The organism is Streptomyces sp. NPDC002566 (assembly GCF_042889585.1).
Classification (GTDB): Bacteria; Actinomycetota; Actinomycetes; order Streptomycetales; family Streptomycetaceae; genus Streptomyces.
This window is the reverse complement of record NZ_JBIARD010000004.1, coordinates 530,576-555,952: the sequence shown is the minus strand read 5'-3', so window position 1 is coordinate 555,952 and position 25,377 is coordinate 530,576. Positions and strand designations below refer to the sequence as shown.

Below are 25,377 nucleotides of genomic sequence, written 5' to 3'. Positions count from 1 at the left end.
TGAGGGGAACTGCGGGCTCCGTAAGGATGAGCCCGGGGGAGGGAGGCGTGCATGAGCGTGGTGGACCTCATCGCCACGGCGGACGATCGCGGCCTGGCGGCGAGCGGACTGGCTTGTTTGGATCGGTGCGTGCCGCTGCTGGGCGGCGACGACGAGATCCTGCGCCCGCTGTGGGCGAACCTCACCGACGACTCCGACCCGGCGGGCTGGGGCGCGCTGGTCGAGCAGGTGCGGGCGAAACTGGACTCCGGCTCCGACGCGGACGCCGGCGACGAGTCCGTGCGGCTGGCGCGGCGCATGCTCGACACGGCTCCCGCCGGGCGCTCCGCCGCCGAGCTGCGGGAGTGGGCCGAGGCCTGCTCGGTCGCCTCCCTCGGCATCCACCGGCTCCTCGACCCGGCCGACGACCCGGCCCCGCTCGACGCGCGCCGCGCCGGCGACACCGAGGGCATGCCCCCGCTCGCCGCCGCCGAGCTGCGCCGCCAGCTCACCGTCCTGGAGGTCCTCGCCGCCCACGGCGCGGGCGGCCTGCGGCAGGCCCTGGGCCTCACCACGGAGGGCCGCCGCGTCCTGCGCGCCGCGGTCTCCCGCCGGGCCCGCGCCGCGGGCTGAGGTCTCCCGAGGCAGGGCGCGGCCTATGGGGGTCGTGTGGGCGTGCTGCGGGGGAGGCGGGGTGGTCCTGCACCGGTCCGGGAAAACACCCGGGTCCGGGCGCTCGACCCGGTGACGAACGCGGTCCCTTCCGCACATGATCGCTGGTATGACCAGCGCGACGACAGCCTTCCCGCAGACCCCGCAAGCCCCCGAGGGACGCCCCCACGCCGCCGCGAAACCCGCGCGGTGGGCGTCCGACGCCGTGGCCACCCTGCGCGAGGGCGCGCGGCTGCGGCTCGACTACTCGGCGCGGAGCCTGTGGCGTGTCGACCGGCTCATCGAGGACCTGCGGCGCGAGGGCACGCCGTACGCCGCCGTGGACGGCGTGCTGCGCGGGCTCGGCTCGTACGCGGGCGAGGTGCTCGCCCGTGAGACGGGCGGGGAGTGGTGGGCGACGGGCGGCGACCACTGGGTCCGCACGCCCGACGGCCGCCTCTGGGACCCGATCGACGAGGCCCACCGCTGCTTCGCAGGACACGGCTCGCTGCGCCTGCTGTGCCGGGACGCGACCACCGGCGGCCCCGCCTCGACGAGGTGACGTCACCTGGGGGCTGCCCTGGGATCACCCGCCCCTGTGCCCGCCGTGGACGCCGGTCCGCGCCACTCAGCCCGCGGACCGGGCGCAGGTGACGTCGGTGGACGGCAGGCGGCCGGTGGCCAGGTAGGTGTTGACCGTCGTGTCGACGCAGCCGCTGCCGAACACGCCGTACACGGCGTGCTGGTCCGCGTCGCGGAGGGTCACCAGGCGCGAGGAGGGCCACATGCGGCGCACGGCCTGCGCGTTCCGGTGGACGGTGCGCGGGTCGCCCGTGGCGCTGACCAGCAGGGCCGGCAGGTCGCCGCGGATCGCGGTCGGGCGCTCGCGCGGTCGGTCCCAGAAGGCGCACGGCCCGATGGACTGGGTGACGGGGCCGAACAACGGGTCCTGGGCGCGGGCCCGTTCGACGTCACGCCAGTACAGCTCCGGTGAACGCGGCGCCGGCACGTCCCCGCACAGGACGGCCGTCTGGACGCTGCCGTACGCGGACGCCGATCCGTCCAGCAGGAAGGAGAGCGTCGCGGCGAATCCCGGTGAGGGGGTGACCGGACGGCCTTCGGCGGCGCGCCGCATGTCCCGTACGGCCCCGGCGAGATCGGCGTAGGCGTCGTCGTTGTCCTGGGAGAGGCCGCTGAAGACGACGACGGGCAGCACGTGCTCGTCCACCCGGTGGTGGCCGATCACCAGCGGGGCCCGCCCGGCCGCCTCCCGCACGCCGTCCACGACCGCCAGCACCTCGTCCCGGGTGCGGCCAAGACCGTACGCCGAGTCACGGGCGGCCGCCCAAGCGGCCCAGCCCTCCAGGGCGCGCCTGTTGGCCGACTCCGTGCCGCGCAGCAACCGCGGGCTGTAGCGGTCGGGGTCGACGACGCCGTCCAGGACGACCCGGTCGGTGCGGCCGGGGAACATCGTCGCGTACACCTGACCGAGGTAGGTGCCGTACGAGTAGCCGAGGTAGGAGATGCGGCGTTCGCCGAGCGCGGCGCGGACGACGTCCAGGTCGCGGGCGGTGTTCCGGGTGGTGGCGTACGGCAGGACGTCGCCCTGGGACGCCCGGCAGCGATCGGCGAGGTCCTTGGCCAGCGCCACCGTGCGGTCGAACCCGGCACGGTCCTTCCCCGCGCCGCGGATGAAGGAGCCGGTGGGCCACCGGCAGTCCAGCGGCGTGCTGCGCCCGACGAAACGGGGGTCGACGCCCACCACGTCGTAGCGCTCACCGACCTGCTTCATCGAGGCGCGCACCCACGGCGGGTCCCCGATCGTCTGACCGCCCGGGCCCCCGCCGTTGAGCAGCAGCGCGCCCACCCGCCGGTCCGTGTCGGTGGCCCGGATGCGCGAGACGGCGACGGTGATCGTACGGCCGTTCGGCTCGTCGTAGTTCAACGGGACCGTGACGTCGGCGCACCGGGCGCCGGCCTTCGCCAACTCCCTGCCGGTCTCGTCTTCGGGCCCGAGGACACAGCTCCTCCAGTCGAGGTGCTGGCGGTGGTAGCGGGCGAGGGGGTCGCCGGTCGCGCGGGCGGGTTCCGCCGCGGCGGGCGAGGCGACGGCGGGCGACGCGGCGACGGGCGAGGCGACGACCGTGAGGGTCCCGGCCAGCAGGAGCGCGGCCCCCGCCGCGGCGCGCGACACGAGCCGGCGCGGGCCGCTGCTCGTGAGCCCGCGTCCGCGGCCGGTGGTCGACGAGAGGCCGGTGGTGGATGCGGCCGCTCCCGGTCGGCCGCCGGGCAGGGGAGAGGGGGAGCCGGTCATGCGTAGGTCCTTTCGGAAGGGGTGCCCTCGCAGAGGGACTGGTCGACGAGGTCGAGGAAGTCGGACTCGGCGCGGAGCGAGGCGGGCACCTCGTTGAGGGCGACGGCGACGCTGCGGCCGCCCGGACCGACGGCGACCAGTGCCCGGTGACCGCCGGGCACCGTCCCCGCGTGCCCCCACCACGTCCCGCCGCAGGACAGCGGCGTCGAGATCAGGCCCAGCCCGTAGCGGGCACCCGGCCAGAGCCGGTCGGCGTCGACCTCCACCGTCCGCCGCATCTCCGCGAGTTGGGCCGCGGGCAGCAGGCGGCCGTCGAACAGGGCGGTGGCGAACCGTGTCAGGTCGCCCGGTGACGAGACGAGGGCGCCGCCGACTCCGCCGAACGTCATGTTCCAGGCGGTGCCGTCGACGCGCCGGCCGTCGCCGTCGGTGAAGTAGCTGCGGGAGTGCGGTCCTCGCAGGTGGACGTCGTCACCGGGCCAACCGGTGTCGCGGAGCCCGAGCGGCTCGATGACCCGGCGAGTGATCTCCGACTCGGCGGAACGGCCGGTGACCTCGCGGACGATCATGCCGAGGACCAGGTAGTTGGTGGTGGCGTAGTGCCACGTGCCCTGGGGGCGGGGCAGTTCGAGCGCACGGGCGACGAGGTCGCGCGGCTCGAAGTGCCGGTACCGCCGCTGTTCGGGACGCTCCCACTCGGGGGCGTCGAGGAAGTCGGGCAACCCGCTGGTGTGCCTGAGGAGTTGCCGCACGGTGATCGGCCGGCCGTCGGGTCCGCCGCCCGGGAGCAGGCCGGGCAGATAGCGGTCGACGGGGGCGTCCAGGGCGAGGCGGCGTTCGGCGACGAGTTGCAGGACGACGGTAGCGGTGAACGTCTTGGTCACACTGCCGGCCCGCAGCCGGTCGGTGGCGTTCATCGGGCGTCCGGTGCGCACATCGGCGGTTCCGGCGGCCTCGCTCCAACGCCCGCAGGATCCAGGGGCGTCGGGGTCGGTCACCAGGACCGCTGCCCCGGTGATGCCGTCGTGGTCGGTGAGGGCACGCAGTGCCTGCCGGGTCCCGTCGTGCGTGCCGCAGTTCCGGGCGGCGCGTGAGTCCGGCGCCTGCGCGGTCGCCGCCGGGCCGGTGGCCAGGACGACGGCGGCCACGAGGGCCGCGAGACCGGCGCGCCGGCCGGTCTCCGTGATCGGTAAGAAGGTCGGCATGCCACCTCACGGTAGGCATGGGCCGCCCCGTGATCACTCCGGCAGGCAGGTGCTTGCGCGGTGCAGCCGGCCCGAGCGGCGAGCCGGGAGCCGGCCCCCTGGACGGGGTGGGCCGACCGCTGCTATGGGCGGGGGGGGGGTCCGGCGGTCGTACGTGTCGTCCGCTGGAGCGTCGAGGAGTGCTTCCAGGCCGCCCGAGGCCAGGCCGGGCTCGACGAGGCTACTTTCGGGACACGCCCTGGCCCTGTGGCGGCGCCGTCGAGCCGCGGGGGGTGAGCGAAGGGGTGGCGACCTGGTGGGATCGGGCTTCCTCGTCGTCGATGACCGCGAACAGGGTCCGGGCGACGTCCGCGCCGAACCCGTGCACGTCGTGGCTCATCGCGGACAGCGGCGGGTGGGTCAGCCGGCACAGCTGGGAGTCGTCCCAGGCGAGCAGGGAGAGGTCACGCGGCACCGACAGGCCCAGTTCGGCGGCGACGGCCGTCCCGGCGACGGCCATGATGTCGTTGTCGTAGAGGACGGCCGTGGGCCGCTCGGCCATGAGCAGCAGGGAACGGGTGGCGCGGGCCCCCTCCTCGCCCTCGTAACCGGTGGCGATCTGAAGGTCGTCGGCCAGGCCCAGTTCGCGCGTGGCCTCGGTGAACGCCTTCGCGCGGATGGCGCTGTGCCCGAGTCCGGCGGGCCCGCCGACGCGGGCGATACGGCGATGGCCGAGCGCCGCGAGATAGCGCACGGCCTCCGTGGCGGCGGTGGCGTCGTCCGTCCACACCGAGGTGAAGCCGCCCGTCAGCGACGGGTGGCCGACCGCCACCGCGGGGAGCCCGATGGCCCGCAGCGCGGGCACGCGGGGATCGTTCTCCCGGAAGTCGACCAGGATCGACCCGCCGACCTGCCGGCCCTGCCACCACCGCTGCTGGAGCGCGATCTCCTCTTCCACGTCCCGCACCAGGTGCAGCAGGAGCGAGCAGGACCGCTCGGCCAGCACGCTCTCCACCCCGGAGATGAACTCCATGTAGAACGGCTCCAGACCGAGCAGCCGGGCCGGCCGGCAGATGGCGAGGCCGATGGTGTCGACCCTGGCCCCGGACGACAGGCCGCGGGCCCGGACGTTGGGGGCCCAGCCCAGGTCCCGGGCCGCCTGGAAGATGCGGTCACGGGTGGCGTCGGACACGCCGGGCCTGTCGTTGAAGGCGAGCGACACCGCTCCCTTCGACACGCCGGCCCGGGCCGCCACGTCCTTGATGGTGACGCGCCGGGGAGGTGCTGCGCTCACGTCGGTTCCACGCAGAAGACGGCCGCCCGGGCCGCCGAGGCGTCGGGCTCGGGCCAGCCGCCCACCCGGATCCTGGTCCGCTCGCCGGGAAGCAGGGTGACGAGACCTGTGTCGGCCGTCGCGTCGGGGGCGAGGCGGTCGGGTTGCAGGAGGAGGTCCCGTACGAGGGTGTGCGCTGTGACCACGACGTCGACTGTATCCGCAGCACCGGCGACCGGTTCCACGCGCACGTCGAACCGGGGGCGCGGGTAGGGGAACGCGCGGTCCGGCACGGGGAAGTGCACGGCGCGCAGCCCGTCCACGTCCGCGACCAGGAACTCTCCCTCCCCGGTGACGCCGAGCGCGTCCACGGGCAGCGGTGTCCGGACGGCGTCGCGCGCGGCCACCTCCACGGTGACCGGCACCCGGGCCGACACGCTCCCGCCGGCGGTGATCCGGCGGACGGTGACCTCCGCCCGCCAGGGCGCGGCCGACTGGTTGACCAGCCCGAGCACGACCCCCTCCGGGGCGGGCTGGAGGGTGAGCAGCCGGTCGGCGTACAGGCGCCGCAGCTCGTGGTGGAGTGGCTTGAGCCGGCCGTCCCCGTCGACGGCTGACCAGGAACTGACCGGCCAGCAGTCGTTGAGCTGCCACACGATCGTGCCCGCGCAGCGGGGCCAGTGGGAGCGCCAGTGCTCGACGCCCGCGGCGACCGCCCGTGCCTGGACCACCTGGGTCAGGTAGTGCCAGCGGTCGAAGTCGCCCTCGGGGAGCGTGAAGTGGCGTGCCACCCCGCGGTTCAGCTTGCCGTTGCCGTCCTCGGCCTTCTGGTGGTGCAGCATGCCGGGCGAGTCGGGCGCCAGGTCCTCGCCCGGCAGGGCGCGGCGCAGGGTGGCCAGGGCGGGCGGCGCCTGCCAGCCGAACTCGGCGACGAACCGGGGCACGCTGTCGCGGTACTCGGCGAAGTCGCGGCGGTTCCACACCTCCCAGGAGTGGTGGGTGCCGTGCGCCGGGTCGTTGGGGTGGTGGTCCCAGGAGCCGGACCAGGGGCTGCCCGCCGTGTACGGCCGGGTCGGGTCCAGCTCGGCCACGACCCGCGGCAGCAGGCCCAGGTAGTACCCCTCGCCCCAGGAGTCCCCGGCGAGTCGGGGCTCCCACCCCCAGTCCCGGAAGCCCCACAGGTTCTCGTTGTTGCCGTTCCACACCACCAGCGAGGGGTGCGGCATGAGACGGACGACGTTCTCCCGCGCCTCGGCCTCCACCTCGCCGCGCAGCGGCTGCTCCTCGGGGTAGGCGGAGCAGGCGAACAGGAAGTCCTGCCACACCAGCAGGCCGAGTTCGTCGCAGGCGTCGTAGAAGGCCTCGTCCTCGTAGATGCCGCCGCCCCAGACGCGGACGAGGTCGGCGTTCGCGTCAGCGGCCTGGGTGAGGCGGTGGCGGTAGCGCTCGGGGGTGACGCGGGAGGGCAGGACGTCGTCGGGGATCCAGTTCACGCCGCGGGTGAAGAGGCGCACGCCGTTGACGACGAGGGTGAAGCCGGTGCCGTGCTCGTCGGCGGTGCGGTCGAGTTCGATGGTGCGGAAGCCGATCCGGCGCCGCCAGGTGTCCAGCGTGCCGTCGCCGTCGGCGAGGGTGACCGCCAGGTCGTGGAGCGGCTGTTCGCCCAGCCCGCGCGGCCACCACAGTTCCGGCTCGGGAACGTCCAGGACGAGGGTCGCCTCCGTGCCCTCGACGGCGGCTTCGGTGCCGACGCCGGCCACCGAGGCCCGCGCGGTCAGTGGGCGCCCGGCGATGGTGGCGGTGCGCTCCACGGTGAGGTGGACCTCCACCCGTCCGCTTGTCCCGGCGACCGTGACCGCGGGCCGGACCTGGGAGATCCGGGCGGCCGACCAGTGCTCCAGGCGGACCGGCCGCCACATTCCGGCGGTGACGACGGTGGGGCCCCAGTCCCAGCCGAAGGCGCAGGCCATCTTGCGGATGTACTGGGACGGTTCGGGATAGACGTTGGGCCGGTCGCCGACCGCCTTGCGCACCGCCTCCGCCTCCTCGCGGGCCGGGGCGAAGAGCACCCGGAGCTCGCCGCCGCGGCCGGTGACGTCGAACCGGTAGGAGCGGTGCATGTTGCGGGTCCGGCCGAGCACCTCGCCGTCCAGGGTGATCTCGGCCGCGGTGTCGAGGCCGTCGAAGACCAGGTCCGTCCGCTCGTGGGCGCTCTCGGCGGTGAGCCGGGCGGTGTACGTCCAGGCGCGGTCGCCGACCCAGGCCACCTCGTGCTCGTCGGCGCCGATGAAGGGGTCCGGGATGAGCCCCGCGTCCAGGAGATCGGCGTGCACGCAGCCCGGCACCCGGGCGGGCAGCACCTCGTCCCCGTGGCACAGCCCCCACCCGTCGCTGAGCAGGATGACGTCCTTCATGTGCGGCTCCCCTCACGGAGGTCGGTCTTGCTCGCGGCGCAGGCCAACCTAACCGTCCGGGCAAGCGATGTCCATAAACCGGTATAGCTCCGCCCTGTGTGCGGCTTATGGCGAGTTTTACCTTGATATGGCCACGGTGTGATCGTCGACCGCCAGGGGTCGGGGTAACGATTTTGTCTCTTGAGCTTTACCGGTTCAATTCAGCGGTGCCATAGTGCCGACAGCCCGAAGGAGGGTCAGAGCCGCGCACTGGAGGGAGCTGGGCGTATGGGGAGGAAAGCGTTGACCGCCGCCGCGCTGATCGCCGTCACGGCGGTCACCGCGACGGGATGCACGGGAGCGGCGGCACCGAAGGGCGAGTCGGCCGCCGCGGCGTCGGACCCGGGCAGCGTGTCCGGCACCATCACCGTCCTGACGCACCGTACGGACCTGGTGCAGAACGGGACCCTGAAGAAGTACGCCGCCGAGTTCAACAAGGTCTATCCCGAGGTGACGGTGAAGTTCGACGCCCTCACCGACTACGAGGGCGAAGTCAAGATCCGCATGAACACCGCCGACTACGGTGACGTGCTGATGATCCCCAACGCGATAGCGAAGAAGGACTACCCCTCGTTCTTCGCCTCCCTCGGCAGCGCCGCCGAGCTGAGCAGGAAGTACCGCTTCACCGACAAGGCGAACGTCGGCGGCAAGGTCTACGGCCTCGCCACCGTGGGCAACGCCGACGGCTTCGTCTACAACAAGGCCGTCTGGAAGAAGGCCGGCATCACCTCCTGGCCCACCAGCCCGGAGCAGTTCCTGGCCGGCCTCAGGGCCGTCAAGGCCAGGACCGGCGCGGTGCCGTACTACACGAACTTCAAGGACCAGTGGCCGGTGACCGCCGGCACCGCGAGCATCGGCTCGGTCACCTGCGACGCGCAGGCCAACGACAAGCTGGCGACCTCCACCGCCCCCTGGGCCGCGGGCAGCGACCTCAACGTCATCGACACCCTGCTCTACGACGTCGTCCACGAGAAGCTCATCGAGAAGGACCCCACCACCACCAACTGGGAGAACTCCAAGGGCATGATCGCCCGCGGTGAGATCGCCACCATGCAGCTGGGCTCCTGGGCCATCAGCCAGATGCAGAACGCGGCGAGGACGGCGGGGACGAACCCCGACGACATCGGCTTCATGCCGTTCCCCGCGCAGACGAACGGCAAGTTCTGCAGCATGCTCTCCTCCGACTACCAGGACGCGGTGAGCATCCACTCCAAGAACAAGCCCGCCGCCCGGGCGTGGGTCGACTGGTTCACCGACAAGTCCGGCTTCGCGCAGAACGAGGGCTCGATCCCGACGCTCAAGTCCGGCGCCCTGCCCGCCACCCTGAAGCCGTTCCAGGACAACGGTGTCAGCATGCTGGAGCGCTCCGAGGCCAGGAGCAGCCAGGTCAGCGCCATCGACAACGCGGCCGAGATCGGTCTGGCCAAGCCCGACTACCGGCAGAAGCTCGTCGACATGGCGCGAGGCGTCCAGGGCGGAAGCCTGCAGGACTACTTCGCCGGCCTCGACAAGAAGTGGAGCCGGGCAGCGAAGTCCGCGGGCAGCTGACGGGGAGCGACACCCGGGTCCGGGGCCGTGCGCCTTCCGGCCGGCCCCGGCCGCCGACCGCGTCAAGTGGACGACCGAAAGGCCGACATGACCCACACCGTTCACACGTCCACCGCGCGCGTGGACAAGGAGGGCGCCGGCGCCCCTGCGGCGGCGAGCGGTTCCCCCTCCGGCCGGGGAGTGCTGCGCGGGGCGACCCCGTGGCTGTTCCTGCTGGCGCCGCTGGCCCTGCTGATCACGTTCACCTACGTGCCCGTGGCGAACATGGTCTACTACAGCTTCACCGACTGGGACGGCGTCAGCCCCGAGATCCACCTCACCGGGACCGACAACTACGTCGAACTGTTCACCCGGCCCGAGCTGTTCCGGGTGTTCCTCGTCAGCCTGTACTACCTGGCCGCGTCCGCCGTGCAGATCGTCGTCGCCCTGTACTTCGCGACCGTCCTCAGCTTCGACGTGCGCCTGCGCAACCTCTTCAAGGGCATCCTGTTCTTCCCGTACCTCATCAACGGCGTCGCCATCGGGTTCGTCTTCCTGTACTTCTTCCAGGACGGCGGCACCCTCGACTCGGTGCTGTCCTGGTTCGGCGTGGGCGCCGACCGCGCCTGGCTCGGCACACCGACGTCCGCGAACGTCTCCCTGGCGGGCGTGTCCGTCTGGCGTTTCACCGGCCTGAACTTCGTGCTCTTCCTGGGGGCGATCCAGTCCGTCCCGGGTGAGCTGTACGAGGCGGCTCAGCTCGACGGCGCCACCCGGTGGCACCAGTTCAGGTACCTGATCCTGCCGAGCATCCGGCCCGTGGTCAGCCTGAGCGTGATCCTCGCCGTGTCCGGCTCGCTGTCGGTGTTCGAGATCCCCTACATCATGACCGGCGGCGCCACCGGCACCATGACCTTCGTCATGCAGACGGTGAAGCTCGCGTTCCAGTTCAACAAGACGGGCCTGGCCTCCGCCGCCGCCGTCGTCCTGCTCCTGATCGTCCTGCTGATCACCTGGATCCAGCGCCGCCTCGTGCCCGACGAGAGGGTCGACCTCGTATGACCACCGACGCCGTGGGCGGCCGCCGTCCCCGGGGCATCGCCTCGGTCCTCATCCATCTGTCCCTGGTCCTGGCCTCACTGGTGGTCCTGGTCCCCCTGGCCGTCGTCTTCCTCACCTCGCTGAAGACGGAGAAGGAGGCGACGGACGGCGGCGGCGCCTTCCAGCCGCCAGGAGACTGGCTGAACTTCTCCAACTACGCCACGGCCTTCCGGGACGGCCAGATGCTGTCGGCGTTCGGGAACACCGCCTTCATCCTGCTGTTCTCCATCACCGGCACCGTGATCATCGGCTCGATGACCGCGTACGCCGTCGACCGCTTCCGCTTCCGGGGCAGGAAGCCGGTCATGGGGCTGTTCCTGGTCGCCACCCTGGTACCGGGCGTGACCACGCAGGTGGCCACCTTCCAGGTGGTCAACAGCTTCGGTCTCTTCGACACCCGGTGGGCGCCGATCCTGCTGTACATGGGCACCGACATCGTGTCCATCTACATCTTCCTGCAGTTCATCCGCTCCATCCCCGTCTCCCTCGACGAGGCCGCCCGGCTCGACGGCGCCAATGCGCTCACCGTCTACTGGCGGATCATCTTCCCGCTGCTCAAGCCGGCGATCGCCACCGTCGTCATCATCAAGGGCATCACGGTCTACAACGACTTCTACATCCCGTTCCTCTACATGCCCTCCGAGGACCTCGGCACGATGTCCACCGCCCTGTTCCGCTTCAAGGGCCCCTTCGGCGCCCACTGGGAGGCCATCTCGGCCGGCGCGATCCTCGTCATCGTGCCGACGCTCGTCGTCTTCCTCTTCCTCCAGCGCTACATCTACAACGGGTTCGCACGCGGCGCCGGCAAGTGAGGCCGGGCACCGGCCACTTGCCCGCGTGACCCGCTCGGCCGGTCCACGGCTCGAAGCGAGCCGCCCCTCCCGCACGCCGCCCTTCCCGCACGAGGAATCGCCACGTCAAAGGAGACGTACATGACCGACTCGCCGCTGAACCGCCGCACGTTCCTCGTCATCGGCACCGCGGTCGCCATGACGGCCGGCAGCCTGTCGTCGGCGGCCGCCGCCCCCTCGGCGGCGCCCGCCGGCACCGCGACGCCGGTCCGGATCGTCGACGACAAGGCGACCCCCGCCACCCGGTCGCTCTTCGCGTATCTGAAGAGGCAGCAGGGCAGGGGCATCCTGTTCGGTCACCAGCACGACCTCACCTACGGCTTCACCTTCACCGCCCCCGACGGCAAGGCGTCCGACACCCTGGCGGCGGTGGGCGACCACCCCGCGGTCTTCGGCTGGGACACCCTCATCCTCGACGGCCGCGAACGCCCCGGCAGCGAGGACGCGACCGAGGCCGAGAACATCGCCGCGCTCAGCCGGTGCATCCGGCAGGGCGACGCACGGGGCGGGATCAACACCCTCAGCGCCCACATGCCGAACTTCGTCACCGGCGGGGACTTCTACGACACCTCGGGCCGGGTGGTCGCCCAGATCCTCCCCGGCGGTGCGAAGCACGCCGAGTTCAACGCCTTCCTCGACCGCGTCGCGGCGGCGGTCAAGGGCGCGCGGCGGCCGGACGGCACCCTGATCCCGGTGATCTTCCGCCCCTTCCACGAGAACAACGGCGGCTGGTTCTGGTGGGGCGCGGGCCACACCTCGTCCGCCGAGTTCATCGAGGTGTACCGCTACACCGTCGAGTACCTGCGCGACACCCGGTGCGTCCGCAACCTGCTCTACGCCTACTCGCCCAACTCCGGCTTCGGAGGCGACCCGGCGGGCTACCTCAAGACCTACCCGGGCGACGAGTTCGTCGACGTCCTCGGCTACGACGCCTACGACGAATCAGCGGGCTCGACGGCCTGGCTCGACGGTCTGGTGAGGGACCTGGCGACGGTGGTCCGGCTGGCGAACGAACGCGGCAAGGTGCCCGCCTACTCCGAGTTCGGGGAGAGCGGCGCCGAGAACCGCGACCCGCACTGGTTCACCCGGCTCCTGGCGGCCGTCAAGGCGGACCCGCAGGCCCGGCAGGCGACCTTCATGCTCACCTGGGCCAACTTCGGCGGCGCCAACCGCGCTTACGTCCCCTACCCGGGCCGGCCCCTGCTGCCCGATTTCCTCAAGTACCACCAGGACCCGTACACGGTGTTCGCCGCCGACCTGGGCGCTGTGTTCTCCCTGCGGACCACGGCCACCAGGAACGCGCCGGTCCTGCACCTCGTGACCCCCACGGACCGGCAGCGCGTGACGGCCCCCCGGACGACCGTCCGGGTGCGGGTCACCTCCGGGAAGGCGAGCAGGGTCACCTACTCCGTGAACGACGGGCCCGCCCGGCCGCTGCGCCTCGACGCCGACGGCTTCTGGTCGGGCGTCTGGCCGATCTCCCCGGCGTGGCTGGACAACCGCTCGGTGACCGTGAAGGTGAGCGCGCGGGTGGGAGGCAGGACGTTCACCGACTCGTCCCTCGTCTTCCTCGGCGAGGCCGTGCCCCTGCCGGCCGGATGGGTCGACGACTTCGAGGGGTACGCCGGTGACGACGTCAGCCTGAGCGAGGCGTACAGCCATGTCAACGCCAACACCACCACCCTGACGGCCGACCACAAGTCCTCGGGCTCCCACGGGCTGGCCTACGCCTACGACTTCACCGGCGCCGAGTACACCGGCATCGGCAAGCCGGTCGACGCCGACTGGTCGGCCTTCACCACCATGGCCCTCTGGCTGCAGGGCGACGGTTCCGGGAACGGGGCCGCGCTCCAGATCGTCGCCGGCGGCGCCTACTTCGAGTACAGGGTCTCGCTGAGCGACACGAGCGGGAAGCAGGTCAGGGTGCCGTTCAGCGCGTTCGAGCCCGCCCCCTGGGACACCGAACACGCCGGCGCCGTGCTCGACGCGGACCGTCTCGCAAAGGTGACCGCGTTCAACCTGTACCTCGGCCACGGAGAGGACGCGGCGACCAAAGGAGTCGTCTACGTGGACGACATCAGAGCCGAATGAGCTCAAGAGGCGACGACGGCCGGAGCCGCCACCCCCCACAGGAGAGGCCCCGACCGTCGCGCGGCACGGGCCGCGCGGCGGCCCGTACTCTCCTCAGCGCCGGGAGTGCGTTTTTTGTCACACCGGAGGCGAGCCCCCGCGTCACGACTCGGTTGCATTTTGTACGGACATGGACGACGGGCGGTTTCAGGTCGTAACGTGCCTTTCGCGCCGGACGGCGGAGCGGCCGGAACACCGCGATCACCCGTGGACCAGTCGCGGACCATCCGTGGATCGGTGAGACCGCCATCATCAATCGAGGAACCACGACGTGGGGGACGACGCGGAGCTGACCGCCGCGGTGCTCGCGGCACAGCGCGGGGACGAGACCGGGTTCCGTGCTGTGTACCGCGCGGTGCACCCTCGGCTCCTCGGCTATGTCCGCACACTCGTCGGCGACCTCGAAGCGGAGGACGTCACCTCCGAGGCCTGGCTCCAGATCGCCCGCGACCTCGAACGCTTCAGCGGGGACGCCGACCGGTTCCGCGGCTGGGCCGCCCGGATAGCCCGCAACCGCGCCCTCGACCACATCCGCATGCGCGGCCGGCGTCCCGCCGTCGGCGGCGACGAGGCGGAGCTGACCGGCCGGCCCGCCGAGTCCGACACCGCCGGCGAGGCCATCGAGGCCCTCGCGACCGGCCGCACGCTCGACCTCATCGCCCGGCTGCCGCAGGACCAGGCCGAGGCCGTCGTCCTGCGGGTCGTCGTGGGCCTCGACGCCAAGACCGCCGCCGAGACCCTCGGCAAACGGCCCGGCGCGGTACGCACCGCCGCCCACCGGGGGCTGAAGAAGCTCGCCGAGCTGCTCGGCGACGACCCCGAGACGGCCGGCGTCCTCGACGCGCTGCCGCCCCAGCGCGCGACGCGCTCCCGCGCCGTGACGACGTCCGCCGGTGTGACGCATGCGTACGCACGGACGCAGAAGGACATGTGATGGCCGACGAGCGCTGTGCCCACCCGGAGGACGACGAGCCCTCCGGCGACCCCGCCGCACGCCGGCGGCCCGGCCGGTGGCTGGACGGCCGTACGGCGGAGCGGCTGCTGGACGGGGACGCGCCGGACAACGCTGTCGCCCCCGCCCACCGTGACGAGGCCGAACGCCTCGCCCGCACCCTGAACGCCCTGGCCGCCCTCGCCGACCCGCCGGTCCCGCCGGACGAGGAACTCCCCGGCGAGGCGTCGGCCCTGGCGGCCTTCCGCAAGATCCACGCGGACCGCACGACACCCACCACCGCCTACGTCGACTCCCGCGACCCCGCCGCCGACCCGGCGGTGCTCGCGTTCCGCGCGGCCCGGGCCGACGCCTCCGTGGCGCAGGGCGCGCCCGCGCCTGACGACGGGGCGGACGCCCAGGTGGTGCGGATCGGCGCGGGGCGGCCCGAGCGGACGCCGTCGCGCCGGGGCCGGTCCGTTCGCCTGGGCGCGGCGGCCGCCCTGGCCGTCGGCATGGCAGGCGGGGTGGCCGCCGCGACCGGTGTCGGCGGGTTCCCCGCCCCCTTCGACGCCGCCGAGCCCGCCCCCGTCACCTCCGTCTCCGCCGCCGCCACCCCCGGACCTCCCAGCGCGCAGGACTCCCCGTCGCCTCCGCCGTCCTCCTCACCCGCGCCGGGCGCGGGCCACGGCGGCCAGGCCGGCCCGGGCGCCCCGGGCGGCACGGCGAGCGGCGGCCCGGCCTCCCCGAGCGCCGGCGACAAGGGCAAGGGAAAGGGCAAGGGCGACGGCGGCGGCCCCGGCGTCGGGAACCGCCGCGCCTGGCCGAGCGGCGTGCCCGCGGCCTGCCGGGACCTGCGGGACGGCAAGACCCTGAACCAGCAGCGCCGCCGCTCCCTGGAGAGCGCCGCGGGCGGCGTCTGGCGCGTGCCGGTGTACTGCGCGCACGTCCTCGCCACCCCGGACGGCCCGTCCGGCACGGGAACCGGCACCGGCGCCACGGGGAAGCCCGGCGGCCAGGGCTGGCCGGGCGGCCACGGTCAGAACGGCTGGGGCGGGCAGTACGGCGGCCCCGGCGGCGGCGAGGGCACAGGCCGGGGCGGCGGCAAGCCCGGCCTGGGGGACGGCCACGGCCACGGCCCTGATCACGGCCACGACCGGGGCAGGGGCCAGAAGGGCGACAAGGGCGCGGACGGCGGCCACGGCGACGAGGACGGCGACGGCGGCGCGAGCGGTGCCGACGACTAGGCCCCTGTGACCTGGGGTTTCTCCCGTCGTCGAAATTTTTCCGGCTCAGGTGTGACGTTTTTGCCGGGCCCGGCGCAGTGAGAAGTGAGCCGACTGGTCATCGGCCCTCGCATGGAGCCGGGGTTCCCCCCGTACCTACGGCTTCGTGCACCCGGCGCGGGCGGGGCACGTTCCCCCGGTCCCGCCCGCGCCCCCATACGTCCCCCGTTCGTCCCCCGGGCGTCTCACCGTCGCCTCACCAGGAGACGACGACCTTGTCGCCGTTCCTCACCTGCGCGAACAGCTTCGCGATCGCCCCCTCGTCCCGGACGTTCACACAGCCGTGCGACGCGCCCGCGTACCCCCGCATCGCGAAGTCGGACGAGTAGTGCACCGCCTGGCCGCCGCTGAAGAACATCGCGTACGGCATCGGCGAGTCGTAGAGCGTGGACACATGGTGGCGGGACTTCCAGTAGACCTGGAACACACCTTCACGGGTGGGCGTGTACTGCGAGCCGAACCGCACCGACATCGTCGACACGGTCCGCCCGTCGATCATCCAGCGCAGCGTCCGGCTGGTCTTGTCCACGCAGATCACCCGCCCGGTCAGGCACCGGGGGTCGGGCGCGGCGGCGGGCTGGCCGCCCAGCAGATACAGCTCCCAGCGGCCCGGCTCGTGGGTCATGGCCAGCAGCCGCTGCCAGGTCACGGTGTCCGTCTGCCCCGTGCGCGGCAGCCCGCGCTTGCCCTGGAACCCCTTCACGGCCTCCGTGGTCGCGCCGTCGTACGTCCCCGTCGGCCCGTCGTGCAGCCAGTCGACCTGCCGCAGCCGCGCCTGGAGTTCGCGCACGTCCCGCCCGTAGGCCCCGCGCGACCACAGGACGGCGGGGGGCGTGGCCGCCGCCGAGGCCGAGGGCGTGGGGCTCTGCGTGGGCGACGACGTCCCGGGGTCCTCGTCGGCCGGGGAAGCCGTCGGACCGGGAGTGCCCGAGACGTCGCCCGCCCCCGGGCTGACGCGCACGTGGACCGGCGCCCGACCCTTGGGGTCGGCGGGGGCGGGCTGCACCGTGCAGCCGCACACCGTCACCAGAGCCGCCGCACCCACCGCGGCGGCGACCGCTCTCACCTTGCCGCGCCTGCCGGTGAAGCCCCGGAGGCCGGTGAAGCCCCGGAGGCCGGTGAAGCCCTTGGAGCCCGCGGCGTCCGTCATTGCCGTCATGCCCGTACTACGCACTCGCGACCCCCGTCGTCTCACCGTCGTACGTCCTCGGTCCCTGAATGGTCCACGGAGTTGTTCCCCGCGGATGACGACGCGCGAACGGCCCGGCATTGTTGGGACCGAAGGCGTGACAGTGCGGCGGAAGGTGTCACCCCATGGCACGCGAGTCGGAATCAGGGCTTCCCATCGAGCCGGTGTACGGGCCGGACAGCCTCACGAGCGGCTGGGACCCGGCGGAGAGACTGGGCGAGCCGGGCTCGTACCCCTACACGCGGGGCGTGTACCCGACGATGTACACCGGGCGGCCCTGGACGATGCGCCAGTACGCCGGCTTCGGCACGGCCGCCGAGTCCAACGCCCGCTACAAGCAGCTCATCGCGCACGGCACGACCGGCCTGTCCGTCGCCTTCGACCTGCCCACCCAGATGGGCCACGACTCCGACGCCCCGCTCGCGCACGGCGAGGTCGGCAAGGTCGGCGTCGCCGTCGACTCCCTCGACGACATGCGGGTGCTGTTCGACGGGATCCCGCTGGACCGGGTCTCCACGTCGATGACGATCAACGCCCCGGCCGCCCTGCTGCTCCTGCTCTACCAACTGGTCGCCGAGGAACAGGGCGTGGGCGGCGACCGGCTCACCGGCACGATCCAGAACGACGTGCTCAAGGAGTACATCGCGCGCGGGACGTACATCTTCCCGCCGGGGCCCTCGCTGCGCCTGGTCGCCGACACGTTCAGGTACTGCCGGGCCGAGATCCCCCGGTGGAACACCATCTCCATCTCCGGCTACCACATGGCCGAGGCGGGAGCCTCGCCCGCGCAGGAGATCGCCTTCACCCTCGCCGACGGCGTCGAGTACGTCCGCACGGCGGTCGCGGCCGGCATGGACGTCGACGACTTCGCGCCCAGGCTCTCCTTCTTCTTCGTGGCCCGTACGACGCTGCTGGAGGAGGTCGCCAAGTTCCGTGCCGCGCGCCGCATGTGGGCGCGGCTGATGCGGGACGAGTTCGGCGCGCGCGACCCCAGGTCGCTGATGCTGCGTTTCCACACGCAGACGGCCGGCGTGCAGCTGACGGCCCAGCAGCCCGAGGTGAACCTCGTCCGGGTGGCCGTCCAGGCGCTCGGGGCGGTCCTCGGCGGCACCCAGTCCCTGCACACCAACTCCTTCGACGAGGCGATCGCGCTGCCCACCGACAAGAGCGCGCGCCTGGCCCTGCGTACGCAGCAGGTGCTCGCGTACGAGACGGACGTGACCGCGACGGTCGACCCCTTCGCCGGGTCGTACGCGGTGGAGCGGATGACCGACGACGTGGAGGCGGCGGCGCTGGAGCTGATGCGGAAGGTCGAGGACCTGGGCGGGGCGGTCGCGGCCATCGAGCGCGGCTTCCAGAAGCGGGAGATCGAACGCAACGCCTACCGCATCGCCCAGGAGACCGACTCGGGGGAGCGGGTCGTCGTCGGCGTCAACCGCTTCCGCCTCGACGAGGAGGAGCCGTACGAGCCGCTCCGCGTGGACCCGGCCATCGAGGCCCGGCAGAAGGAGCGGCTGGCCCGGCTGCGCGCGGAGCGCGACCGGTCCGCGGTGGACGTGGCGCTGGCGGCCCTGCGCAAGGCCGCCGAGGGTGAGGACAACGTCCTGTACCCGATGAAGGAGGCGCTCAGGGCGCGGGCGACGGTGGGCGAGGTGTGCGGCGCCCTCCGGGGGGTCTGGGGGAGCCATGTGCCGGCGGAGGCGTTCTGAACCGGGGATTCCACTGGGCGCGCACAGCCTCGACCTCACCCTCCTCGACGGCGACGGCTAGCGCTGCCCGAACCGGATGAGGTAGTCCACGACCCCGGCCGCCCGGTCCCCGGCCCAGCCGACATGGCCGTCCGGCCGGACGAGGAACAGTCCGGAGCCGTACGTCCCCCGCACGCCCTCGCCCTGGATCACCCGCACGGCGGCCGGAACCGCGTCCGGCGTCTGCGCGCCCACCGCGACCAGGGTCCAGTGCGTTCCCCGGAAGGCGTCGAAGAGACGGACGCCGCCGACCGTGCCGTCCGGCGCGCGGTCCCCGGCCCGTACCGCTCCCGGCGTCTCGCGCGTCTCCTCCGTCAGACTCGACTCCCGGTAGCCAATGCCCAGTTGACGGGTCGCCGCTCCTCGCCTGGCCTCCCCGCGGTGCACGCGCGTCGACAGGCAGCCGTTGCCCGGCGAACGGCGCGAGGGCTTCGACGTCGACGAACGCGCCCGGCTGATGGCCGGTTTCCCGCTGTCGGCCGCGGCCGGCGCGGAGATCTTCGACCACTACGACCGGGGATTCGCGGAAGGACTCGAACTCCTCCTGGCGGGCATCGAGGCGCGGTACGCGCGCCCGCACGACGCGGACGACTGAACCCGAGGGGCCCCGCGCGGCCGGTTCACCGGCTCTTCATCCGAGCTTCCCCTCGCCCAGGCGCGCAGTTACCCGCCGCTCAAGCCTGCCCTTCCTACGATCGTGCGACCTCCCGCTCAGAATTCAGGTGCGCACACGTGGCCAACAGAATCACCCTGTCCGTCGTCGTCCCCTGCTACAACATCGAGCCGTACGTCGCCGAGACCGTGACCAGCCTGGTCAACAACGCCCGGGACGACTTCGAGTTCCTCTTCGTCGAGGACCGCTCCACCAAGGACAGGACCTACGAGGCCCTCCTCCACCTGACCGGGAAGCTCCCCCGCAGCAGGGTGATCCGGCACGAGCGCAACGGAGGACTGGCGACCGCGCGCAACACCGGCATCGACGCCGCCGAAGGCCGCTACCTCACCTTCCTCGACGGCGACGACTGGCTGGCCCCGGGCCACCTCGCCCGGGTCGTCGACGTCGCCGAACGGTTCGACGTCGACTTCGTCCGCACCGACCACGTGCAGGTCACCGGCGTCGAACGGGCCGTCCACCGCGCGCCCGAGGGCCGCCGCCACACCCCGCTCGACCCACGCGACTCCATCCTCCCCGTCGACGACACCACCATGGTCGACTACCCCTACGCCTGGGCCGGCGTCTACCACCGCCGCCTCCTCGACAGGGGCCTGCTCCGCTTCCACGACGGGCTGCGCACCGCCGAGGACCGGCCGTGGATCTGGGACCTGCACCGCAGGGCGGACTCCTACGTCGTCGCCAGCCTGCACGGCGTCTTCTACCGCCGGGGGCTCACCGGTTCGCTCACCCAGATCGGCGATGTGCGCCAGCTGGACTTCTTCCGCGCCTTCGACCTCGTCCTCGCCGAACTCGCCGACGACCCCGAGGCCGGCCGGCTGCGCCGCAAGGCGCTGCGCGACTACTGCGTCGTCATCGCCCACCAGCTCCTCGACCGGCGACGCTTCGAACGCGGCGTGGCCGCGCGGCTGAGGCAGCTGGCCGCCGAGGCGCTCGGCGCGATGAGCGAGGAGGAACTGGGGGAGGCCGTGGTGGGGATGGGCGAGGAACGCGTCCGGGTGCTGCGCCGGGTGCGCGGCGGCATGAAGGGAGTGGCCGCGTGATCCAGATCTTCTGCTCCGCCACCCAGTACGCGGCCGCGACGGTCACCGCCGCGATCCGCGCCGGCCTGTTCGGCCCGCGCGAGGGCGTGCGCCGCGTCCTCGTCGTCAGCGACACCTCCGCCGTGCCGGAGGTCGGCACCCCGCTGGACCGGATGCCCGGCTTCGACGCGCTGCGCGGCGAGTTCGACGAGGTGCGCTCCTGGAACGCGTTCATCTCCCCGCACCACCCGGCCGGCTGGTCGCCGCGCGCCCAGGACGCCCGGCTCTGGGAGAAGGCCGTACGCCTCGCCTGGGACCTCGGCGACGAACCCGTCGAGATCGCCTGCGAGTCCCTCCAGGCCAACCCCTCCCGCGCGATCGTCGACATCTTCGCGGACAGCGCCCTCCACGTGTACGCGGACGGCCTGATGAGCTACGGCCCCACCCGCAACCGCATCCCGCACGGCGTGAGCAGCCGCATCGCGCGCGTGCTCCACCTCGACCTCGTCCCCGGGCTGCGGCCGATGCTGCTGTCCGAGTACGGCGTCCCCTCCGTGGCCGTGCCGGACGCGGCGATCGTCGACGTCCTCGCCCGGCTCGGGGAGTCGAACGCCCGCCTCCTCGCCGAGCGGCTCCCCGCAGGCCGCCCGCCCACCGCCGTGCTCCTCGGCCAGTACCTCTCCGCGATCGACCTGATCAGCCAGGACGAGGAGGAGGAGCTGCACGTCCGCATGCTGCGGGCCGCCGCCCGCGCGGGCCACGAGGACGTGCTGTTCAAGCCGCACCCGAGCGCGCCCGCCGGCTACGGCGATGCCCTTCGGACGGCCGCCGCGGAACTCGGCGTACGGCTCACCGTCCTGACCGAACCCGTCCTCGCCGAGACCGTCTTCGCGTACCTGAAGCCGAAGCTCGTCATCGGCTGCTTCTCCACGGCGCTGACGACCGCCGCCGCGTTCTACGGCATCCCCGTCGCCCGCGTCGGCACCGAACTGCTCCTGGAGCGCATCACGCCGTACGAGAACAGCAACCGGATCCCGCTCACGATCATCGACGCGGCCCTGCCCGACGCGGAACGCGCCCCGCTGGGCGAGCCGGTCGAACTGGCGAGCCTCGCCGACGAGTTGACGCCCCTGGTGCGGGCGGTGGCCTACTGCATGCAGTCCCGCAGGCATCACGCCCTGCGGCCCGAGGTGGTCGCCTGGCTCGCCGTCCATCTCGCCGACCGCGAGCGGTACTTCAAGCGGCGGCGGTTGACCAACCTGCGGTTGCCCGGTGGGGCGCCGGTGCTGGGCGCCGCGCTGCGGCGGCATCCCGCCGTGCGGCGGGCGGTACGCAGGCTGCGGGCCACAGCGGCGCAATAGGCGGTGCCGCGTGATGTCGTTCCGCGGCTGCGGCTGCGGCTGCGTTGTGGCTGGTCGCGCAGTTCCCCGCGCCCCTGGCAGGGGCGAGGGGAACTGCGCGCCTCCGCCCCTGCCGCCCTAGCCCCGGCGGACCTTCAGTGACTTCTTCAGGCGGGGGCCGAACGGTTTCTCCACGAAGCGGTGCAGCAGCCAGGCGATGGCCAGCATCGACAGGACCGTCGCGGCGAGCGTGGCGTACGGGTCCAGGTGCAGGCCGCGGTACAGCACGCGGATGAAGAACCAGCCCAGGTGCTCGTGGACCAGGTAGAACGGGTACGTCAGCGCGCCCGCCACGGTCAGCCAGCGCCAGTTCGCCCGGCTGGTCCAGCCCACCGCCACCGCGGCGACGGCGGCGAAGGCGAGGAAGGCGATCGCCTGGACGACGTAGGGGTTGCGGTGGAAGTCGCCGTGCATGCCCGGGTGCCACAGGGCGGTCACCGAGTAGCGCTGGCCGAGCAGGAAGCTCACGCCGACGATCCCCCACAGCAGCAGGTCGCCGCCGAAACGGTGGATCAGGTACAGGGCGAGACCGCCGATGAAGTAGGGCGCGTGGTCGCGCATCACCAGCTCGTCGGTCAGCGGATGGTCGGCGACCCGGGCGAACACGCCGGCCAGCGTCCACAGGACGCAGAACACCACCACCCGCCGGTAGGTGACGCCCCGCCAGACCACGCACAGCGCGAACAGGGCGTAGAAGCGGACCTCCACCCAGAGCGTCCAGTCCACGCCCAGCACCCGGTGGGCGCCCATCGGCTGCTGCAGCATGGTGAGGTTGACGAGGAGCTCGTCCGAGCGCAGCGGCGCGGACACCACCGGAAGGATCAGTCCCGCGGCGGTCACCAGCACGATCGCCGCCCAGTACGCGGGGTACAGCCGGGCGACCCGGGAGCGGAAGAAGTCGCCCGGGGTCCGGCCCCAGCTGCTCATGCAGATCACGAAGCCGCTGATCACGAAGAAGAACTGCACGCCCAGGCTGCCGTACGTGGCGAACTGCGACAGCGCCGGGAACTTCACGCCGGGGGACTGGCGCCAGGACTGCGCGACCTCGCCGTTCTTGCCGGCGTAGTGGTAGAAGCACACCATCAGGGCCGCCAGCAGGCGCAGGCCGTCCAGGGCGCGCAGCCGGCCTTCCGCCCTGGGCCGCACGGTCGAGCGGTCGGGGAGGGAGAGGGTCAGCCGGGGAGCCGGTCTCGTCGCCGGCCCCGGGGCCTGGTCGGTCGCGCTCATCCTGGAGGCCTTCCTTGGAGGGGCAGTCGGGTTCGTATGCGGGTGCGGGAGACGGGTCGGCCGCGCAGCGCCCTGGCCCGGCGCGCCAGCCTGCGCACGGTCGGGTTGCGGGGGAGGAACGCCAGTCCCGTCGGGAGGCCCCCGGGCAGGGCCAGTGACGCCAGCCGGCGGCGGGTGAAGTAGCGCGAGGTGTGCCGGCCGGGGTGCGCGGACAGGTACCGCTCCGCCTCGCCCCGCAGCTCCGGACGGATCCGGGGCCGCATGGCGAAGCCCACCGCCCGCAGGAGCGCGGCCAGTTCCCGCACCCGCTCCCGCGACGGCGGTGTCCACCCGGTCACCTCCGCGGGGTTCTCCAGCTCCGGCAGCAGCGCGTCGACGACGGTGAGCGGCACCCGCTCGGCGTTCCCGTACGGCGTGAGCCCGGCCAGCGTGTCACCCGTCCCGGCCCGCGCGACCGGCAGGCCGTACAGCACGGCGGCGGTCAGCAGCGCGGGGGAGGAGCAGCCGACGACCAGGGCGGGCCGCAGCCGCTGGATGGCGACCTCCGCGAGCACGGGCCGTTCCAGGACGGTGAGTTCGGCGCCCAGCCGGCTCGCCTCGTCCTCCAGGGACCCGAACCGGTGTGCGGACGCGGCCGGGTGCGGTGCGAAGACGAGCGTCCGGTGCCCGAGCGCCACCGCGCCGCGCACCATGCGCAGATGCGGCTCGTGTTCCGCGTCGGAGCCGCACTGCCCGAGCAGCAGCACGGGCCGCTCGGACGGTTCCGGCAACTCCTGCTCCACGTCGGCGAGTTCGCCGGTCACCTTGAGGAACGCCCCGGACGGCACCGGCACCGCCGGCACCCCGAACTCGGTCAGCAGCAGCGGGGTGAGTCCCGGCACCAGGTCGAGGTGCAGCAGCCGGCCGACACGGGTGCCGATCAGCGGGTCGAGCTTGTCGGGGCTGGGGCCGTAGCTCAGCAGACCGTCGGCGTAGACGTCCACGGGGGCCCCGGTGAACACCTGGCACAGCGCCGACGCCGGGTCGGTGTGGACGGACTCCACGACGAGGTGGACCTCGTCGTCGCCGAGCCCCCACAGCAGCCGCAGGTGCCGCTCCCACAGCGGGACGTCGTCCGGGCGCGGCGTCCAGCCGGCCGGGTGGAAGGGGGAGACGGTCTCGTTCCAGGAGCGCACCTCGTCGAAGCGTTCCCGGACGCGGGCGAAACCCGGCGCGGCGGCGACGGACGGGGCGGTCTCGGGGTTGGCCGCGGTGTCGGCGATCAGCAGCAGCCGGCGGTCGGACGGCTCGAACAGGCCGGCGTCGAGAGCGGCGGCCAGCATCGCCGCGCCGCGCGTGGTGGAGACGCAGAAGATCCGGGCGGTGCGCGGCATCAGAGGGCCACCGCCCCCGCAGTCACCGGCCGGCGTCGTACTCTGCGCAGCGTGCCCGCCCGCCGGGCGTCCATCGACTCCATGACCTCCGCGAGCACGTCCTGCGGCATCCTGCGCAGCGCGGCGGCGCACAGCGAGCGCAGCCTGCGGGCCACGGCCGGCTCGAACCGCTCGATCGAGCCGAGATGGTGGGCCATCACCGCGCAGTACGTGCGCACCGCCTTCGGCAGCAGCGCCCCGGCCTCGGGGTCGCGCGCCGTCTCCTCGACGACCTGGTCGAAGGCGCGCACGAAGTCCAGTTGCCGCACATCTCCGATCTGGGTGAGCGAAGAGGCCACCCCGCGCCGGTAGAAGACGCCCAGCAGCCCCACGACCGCGAAGGTCTCCGCCTCCCGGTGCAGCTTCCAGATCCACGGCCGGTCCTCGGCGGTGCGCAGCCCGTCGGTGAAGTGCAGCAGCCCGCGGTCGACCAGCCGGCGGTGGTAGACGCCCGCCCACGCGTAGGCGTAGTCCACGGGGGTGGACCGGTCGGCGGGCAGGATCGCCGCCCGCGGGTCCAGCACCGTCGAACGGCGTCCGTGCGGGACGCGGTGGACGGCGCGGGCCCGCCCGGTGCACTGCACATGGTCGGTGCGCACGAAGTCGCAACCCAGCTCCTCGATCGCGTCGAGGAGTCGGGGGAGGTACCCGGGTGCGAGCCAGTCGTCGCCGTCCAGGAAGGTCAGATACTCGCCGCGCGCCCTGTCGATGCCGGAGTTCCTCGCGCTCGCCAGCCCCGCGTTCCGCTCGTGCGAGACCAGGACCGCGCCCGGCAGTTCGCGCATCCCGCGGGCGAGGATGTCAGGAGTCGCGTCGGTCGAGCAGTCGTCGACCAGAATGAACTCGAAGTCAGCGCGCGCATTCGCACGCAAACTCTTCAGAGTGTCGGACGCAAATTGTTGCACGTTGTAGAACGGCACGATCACCGAGAGCTTGGGCACGCCGAAACCCTAAGAGGCCTTATTGCGGCTCCTCTTGACGCCCGGAATATGACTGGTGAACTCGATGTGTCGGAACGGTGCACCG

19 protein-coding genes and 2 pseudogenes are annotated in these 25,377 nt (G+C 72.8%); 12 read left to right on the top strand and 9 right to left on the bottom strand.

Annotation, left to right across the window (positions count from 1 at the left end):
- The first annotated feature begins 51 nt into the window (after positions 1-51).
- Positions 52-612, top strand: coding sequence for a hypothetical protein (locus ACFYXA_RS19650; protein WP_352248537.1), 561 nt, complete (start codon positions 52-54; stop codon positions 610-612).
- Between the two features lie 148 nt (positions 613-760).
- Entirely contained in the window at positions 761-1,192 is a 432-nt protein-coding gene (locus tag ACFYXA_RS19645) for a hypothetical protein (protein ID WP_352248535.1), read from the top strand.
- Positions 1,193-1,258: 66 nt separating this feature from the next.
- Here ACFYXA_RS19645 and ACFYXA_RS19640 read toward each other — a convergent pair whose 3' ends face one another.
- From ACFYXA_RS19640 to ACFYXA_RS19625, 4 genes are all read right to left on the bottom strand, one after another.
- Positions 1,259-2,944, bottom strand: coding sequence for an alpha/beta fold hydrolase (locus ACFYXA_RS19640; RefSeq protein ID WP_389034358.1), 1,686 nt, complete (start codon positions 2,942-2,944; stop codon positions 1,259-1,261).
- Positions 2,941-4,149 (bottom strand): serine hydrolase domain-containing protein, encoded by a 1,209-nt coding sequence (locus ACFYXA_RS19635; protein WP_389034355.1) that lies wholly within the window; start codon positions 4,147-4,149, stop codon positions 2,941-2,943. Before ACFYXA_RS19635 ends, ACFYXA_RS19640 begins: the two co-directional genes overlap by 4 nt.
- 220 nt (positions 4,150-4,369) lie before the next feature.
- Entirely contained in the window at positions 4,370-5,422 is a 1,053-nt protein-coding gene (locus ACFYXA_RS19630) for a LacI family DNA-binding transcriptional regulator (protein WP_352248529.1), read from the bottom strand.
- Positions 5,419-7,815: a glycoside hydrolase family 2 protein gene (locus ACFYXA_RS19625; RefSeq protein ID WP_389034350.1), complete on the bottom strand. Its 2,397-nt coding sequence runs from the start codon at positions 7,813-7,815 to the stop codon at positions 5,419-5,421. Before ACFYXA_RS19625 ends, ACFYXA_RS19630 begins: the two co-directional genes overlap by 4 nt.
- Before the next feature lie 267 nt (positions 7,816-8,082).
- Here ACFYXA_RS19625 and ACFYXA_RS19620 point away from each other — a divergent pair, with 267 nt between their 5' ends.
- From ACFYXA_RS19620 to ACFYXA_RS19595, 6 genes are all read left to right on the top strand, one after another.
- Entirely contained in the window at positions 8,083-9,402 is a 1,320-nt protein-coding gene (locus ACFYXA_RS19620; protein ID WP_389034347.1) for an ABC transporter substrate-binding protein, read from the top strand.
- An 87-nt stretch (positions 9,403-9,489) separates the two neighbouring features.
- Entirely contained in the window at positions 9,490-10,443 is a 954-nt protein-coding gene (locus ACFYXA_RS19615; RefSeq protein ID WP_389034344.1) for a carbohydrate ABC transporter permease, read from the top strand.
- Positions 10,440-11,294 (top strand): carbohydrate ABC transporter permease, encoded by an 855-nt coding sequence (locus ACFYXA_RS19610; protein WP_389034341.1) that lies wholly within the window; start codon positions 10,440-10,442, stop codon positions 11,292-11,294. The genes ACFYXA_RS19615 and ACFYXA_RS19610 overlap by 4 nt, the downstream gene beginning before the upstream one ends.
- A 120-nt stretch (positions 11,295-11,414) precedes the next feature.
- Positions 11,415-13,424 carry a glycosyl hydrolase gene (locus ACFYXA_RS19605; RefSeq protein WP_389034337.1) on the top strand — a complete coding sequence of 670 codons (2,010 nt, stop codon included), beginning with the start codon at positions 11,415-11,417 and terminating at the stop codon, positions 13,422-13,424.
- Positions 13,425-13,734: 310 nt separating this feature from the next.
- On the top strand, positions 13,735-14,397 hold the full coding sequence (locus tag ACFYXA_RS19600) for an RNA polymerase sigma factor (protein ID WP_351095246.1): 663 nt from the start codon (positions 13,735-13,737) through the stop codon (positions 14,395-14,397).
- The gene (locus tag ACFYXA_RS19595; RefSeq protein ID WP_389034334.1) at positions 14,397-15,641 is read left to right on the top strand and encodes a hypothetical protein; all 1,245 of its coding nucleotides are present in this window, start codon (positions 14,397-14,399) and stop codon (positions 15,639-15,641) included. Before ACFYXA_RS19600 ends, ACFYXA_RS19595 begins: the two co-directional genes overlap by 1 nt.
- 235 nt (positions 15,642-15,876) lie before the next feature.
- Here the strand turns inward: ACFYXA_RS19595 and ACFYXA_RS19590 are convergent, their stop codons facing one another.
- Complete coding sequence (locus tag ACFYXA_RS19590) at positions 15,877-16,746, bottom strand: L,D-transpeptidase family protein (protein ID WP_389035085.1); 870 nt, start codon at positions 16,744-16,746, stop codon at positions 15,877-15,879.
- 248 nt (positions 16,747-16,994) lie between these two features.
- On the opposite strand from ACFYXA_RS19590, the gene ACFYXA_RS19585 reads away from it, so the two are divergent.
- Positions 16,995-18,578, top strand: coding sequence for a methylmalonyl-CoA mutase family protein (locus ACFYXA_RS19585; protein ID WP_352250565.1), 1,584 nt, complete (start codon positions 16,995-16,997; stop codon positions 18,576-18,578).
- Positions 18,579-18,635: 57 nt separating this feature from the next.
- On the opposite strand, the pseudogene ACFYXA_RS19580 reads toward ACFYXA_RS19585, so the two are convergent.
- Positions 18,636-19,016 (bottom strand): annotated as a pseudogene (locus ACFYXA_RS19580) (pentachlorophenol monooxygenase); the annotation flags it as partial.
- A gap of 1 nt (position 19,017) precedes the next feature.
- Here ACFYXA_RS19580 and ACFYXA_RS19575 point away from each other — a divergent pair.
- The 3 genes and pseudogenes from ACFYXA_RS19575 to ACFYXA_RS19565 all read left to right on the top strand — a co-directional run.
- A pseudogene (locus ACFYXA_RS19575) lies at positions 19,018-19,212 on the top strand (TetR/AcrR family transcriptional regulator C-terminal domain-containing protein); the annotation flags it as partial.
- A 137-nt stretch (positions 19,213-19,349) separates the two neighbouring features.
- On the top strand, positions 19,350-20,333 hold the full coding sequence (locus ACFYXA_RS19570; RefSeq protein WP_389034330.1) for a glycosyltransferase family 2 protein: 984 nt from the start codon (positions 19,350-19,352) through the stop codon (positions 20,331-20,333).
- The gene (locus ACFYXA_RS19565; protein WP_389034327.1) at positions 20,330-21,673 is read left to right on the top strand and encodes a polysialyltransferase family glycosyltransferase; all 1,344 of its coding nucleotides are present in this window, start codon (positions 20,330-20,332) and stop codon (positions 21,671-21,673) included. The genes ACFYXA_RS19570 and ACFYXA_RS19565 overlap by 4 nt, the downstream gene beginning before the upstream one ends.
- A gap of 117 nt (positions 21,674-21,790) precedes the next feature.
- Here the strand turns inward: ACFYXA_RS19565 and ACFYXA_RS19560 are convergent, their stop codons facing one another.
- Genes ACFYXA_RS19560 through ACFYXA_RS19550 form a run of 3 tightly spaced genes read right to left on the bottom strand, consistent with a single transcriptional unit; the run spans position 21,791 to position 25,292 of the window.
- Complete coding sequence (locus tag ACFYXA_RS19560) at positions 21,791-22,939, bottom strand: acyltransferase family protein (protein WP_389034324.1); 1,149 nt, start codon at positions 22,937-22,939, stop codon at positions 21,791-21,793.
- Entirely contained in the window at positions 22,936-24,312 is a 1,377-nt protein-coding gene (locus tag ACFYXA_RS19555) for a polysialyltransferase family glycosyltransferase (protein WP_389034321.1), read from the bottom strand. Before ACFYXA_RS19555 ends, ACFYXA_RS19560 begins: the two co-directional genes overlap by 4 nt.
- A complete protein-coding gene (locus tag ACFYXA_RS19550; RefSeq protein ID WP_352250575.1) occupies positions 24,312-25,292 on the bottom strand; it encodes a glycosyltransferase family 2 protein in 981 nt (326 codons plus the stop codon). The genes ACFYXA_RS19555 and ACFYXA_RS19550 overlap by 1 nt, the downstream gene beginning before the upstream one ends.
- Positions 25,293-25,377 lie beyond the last annotated feature (85 nt).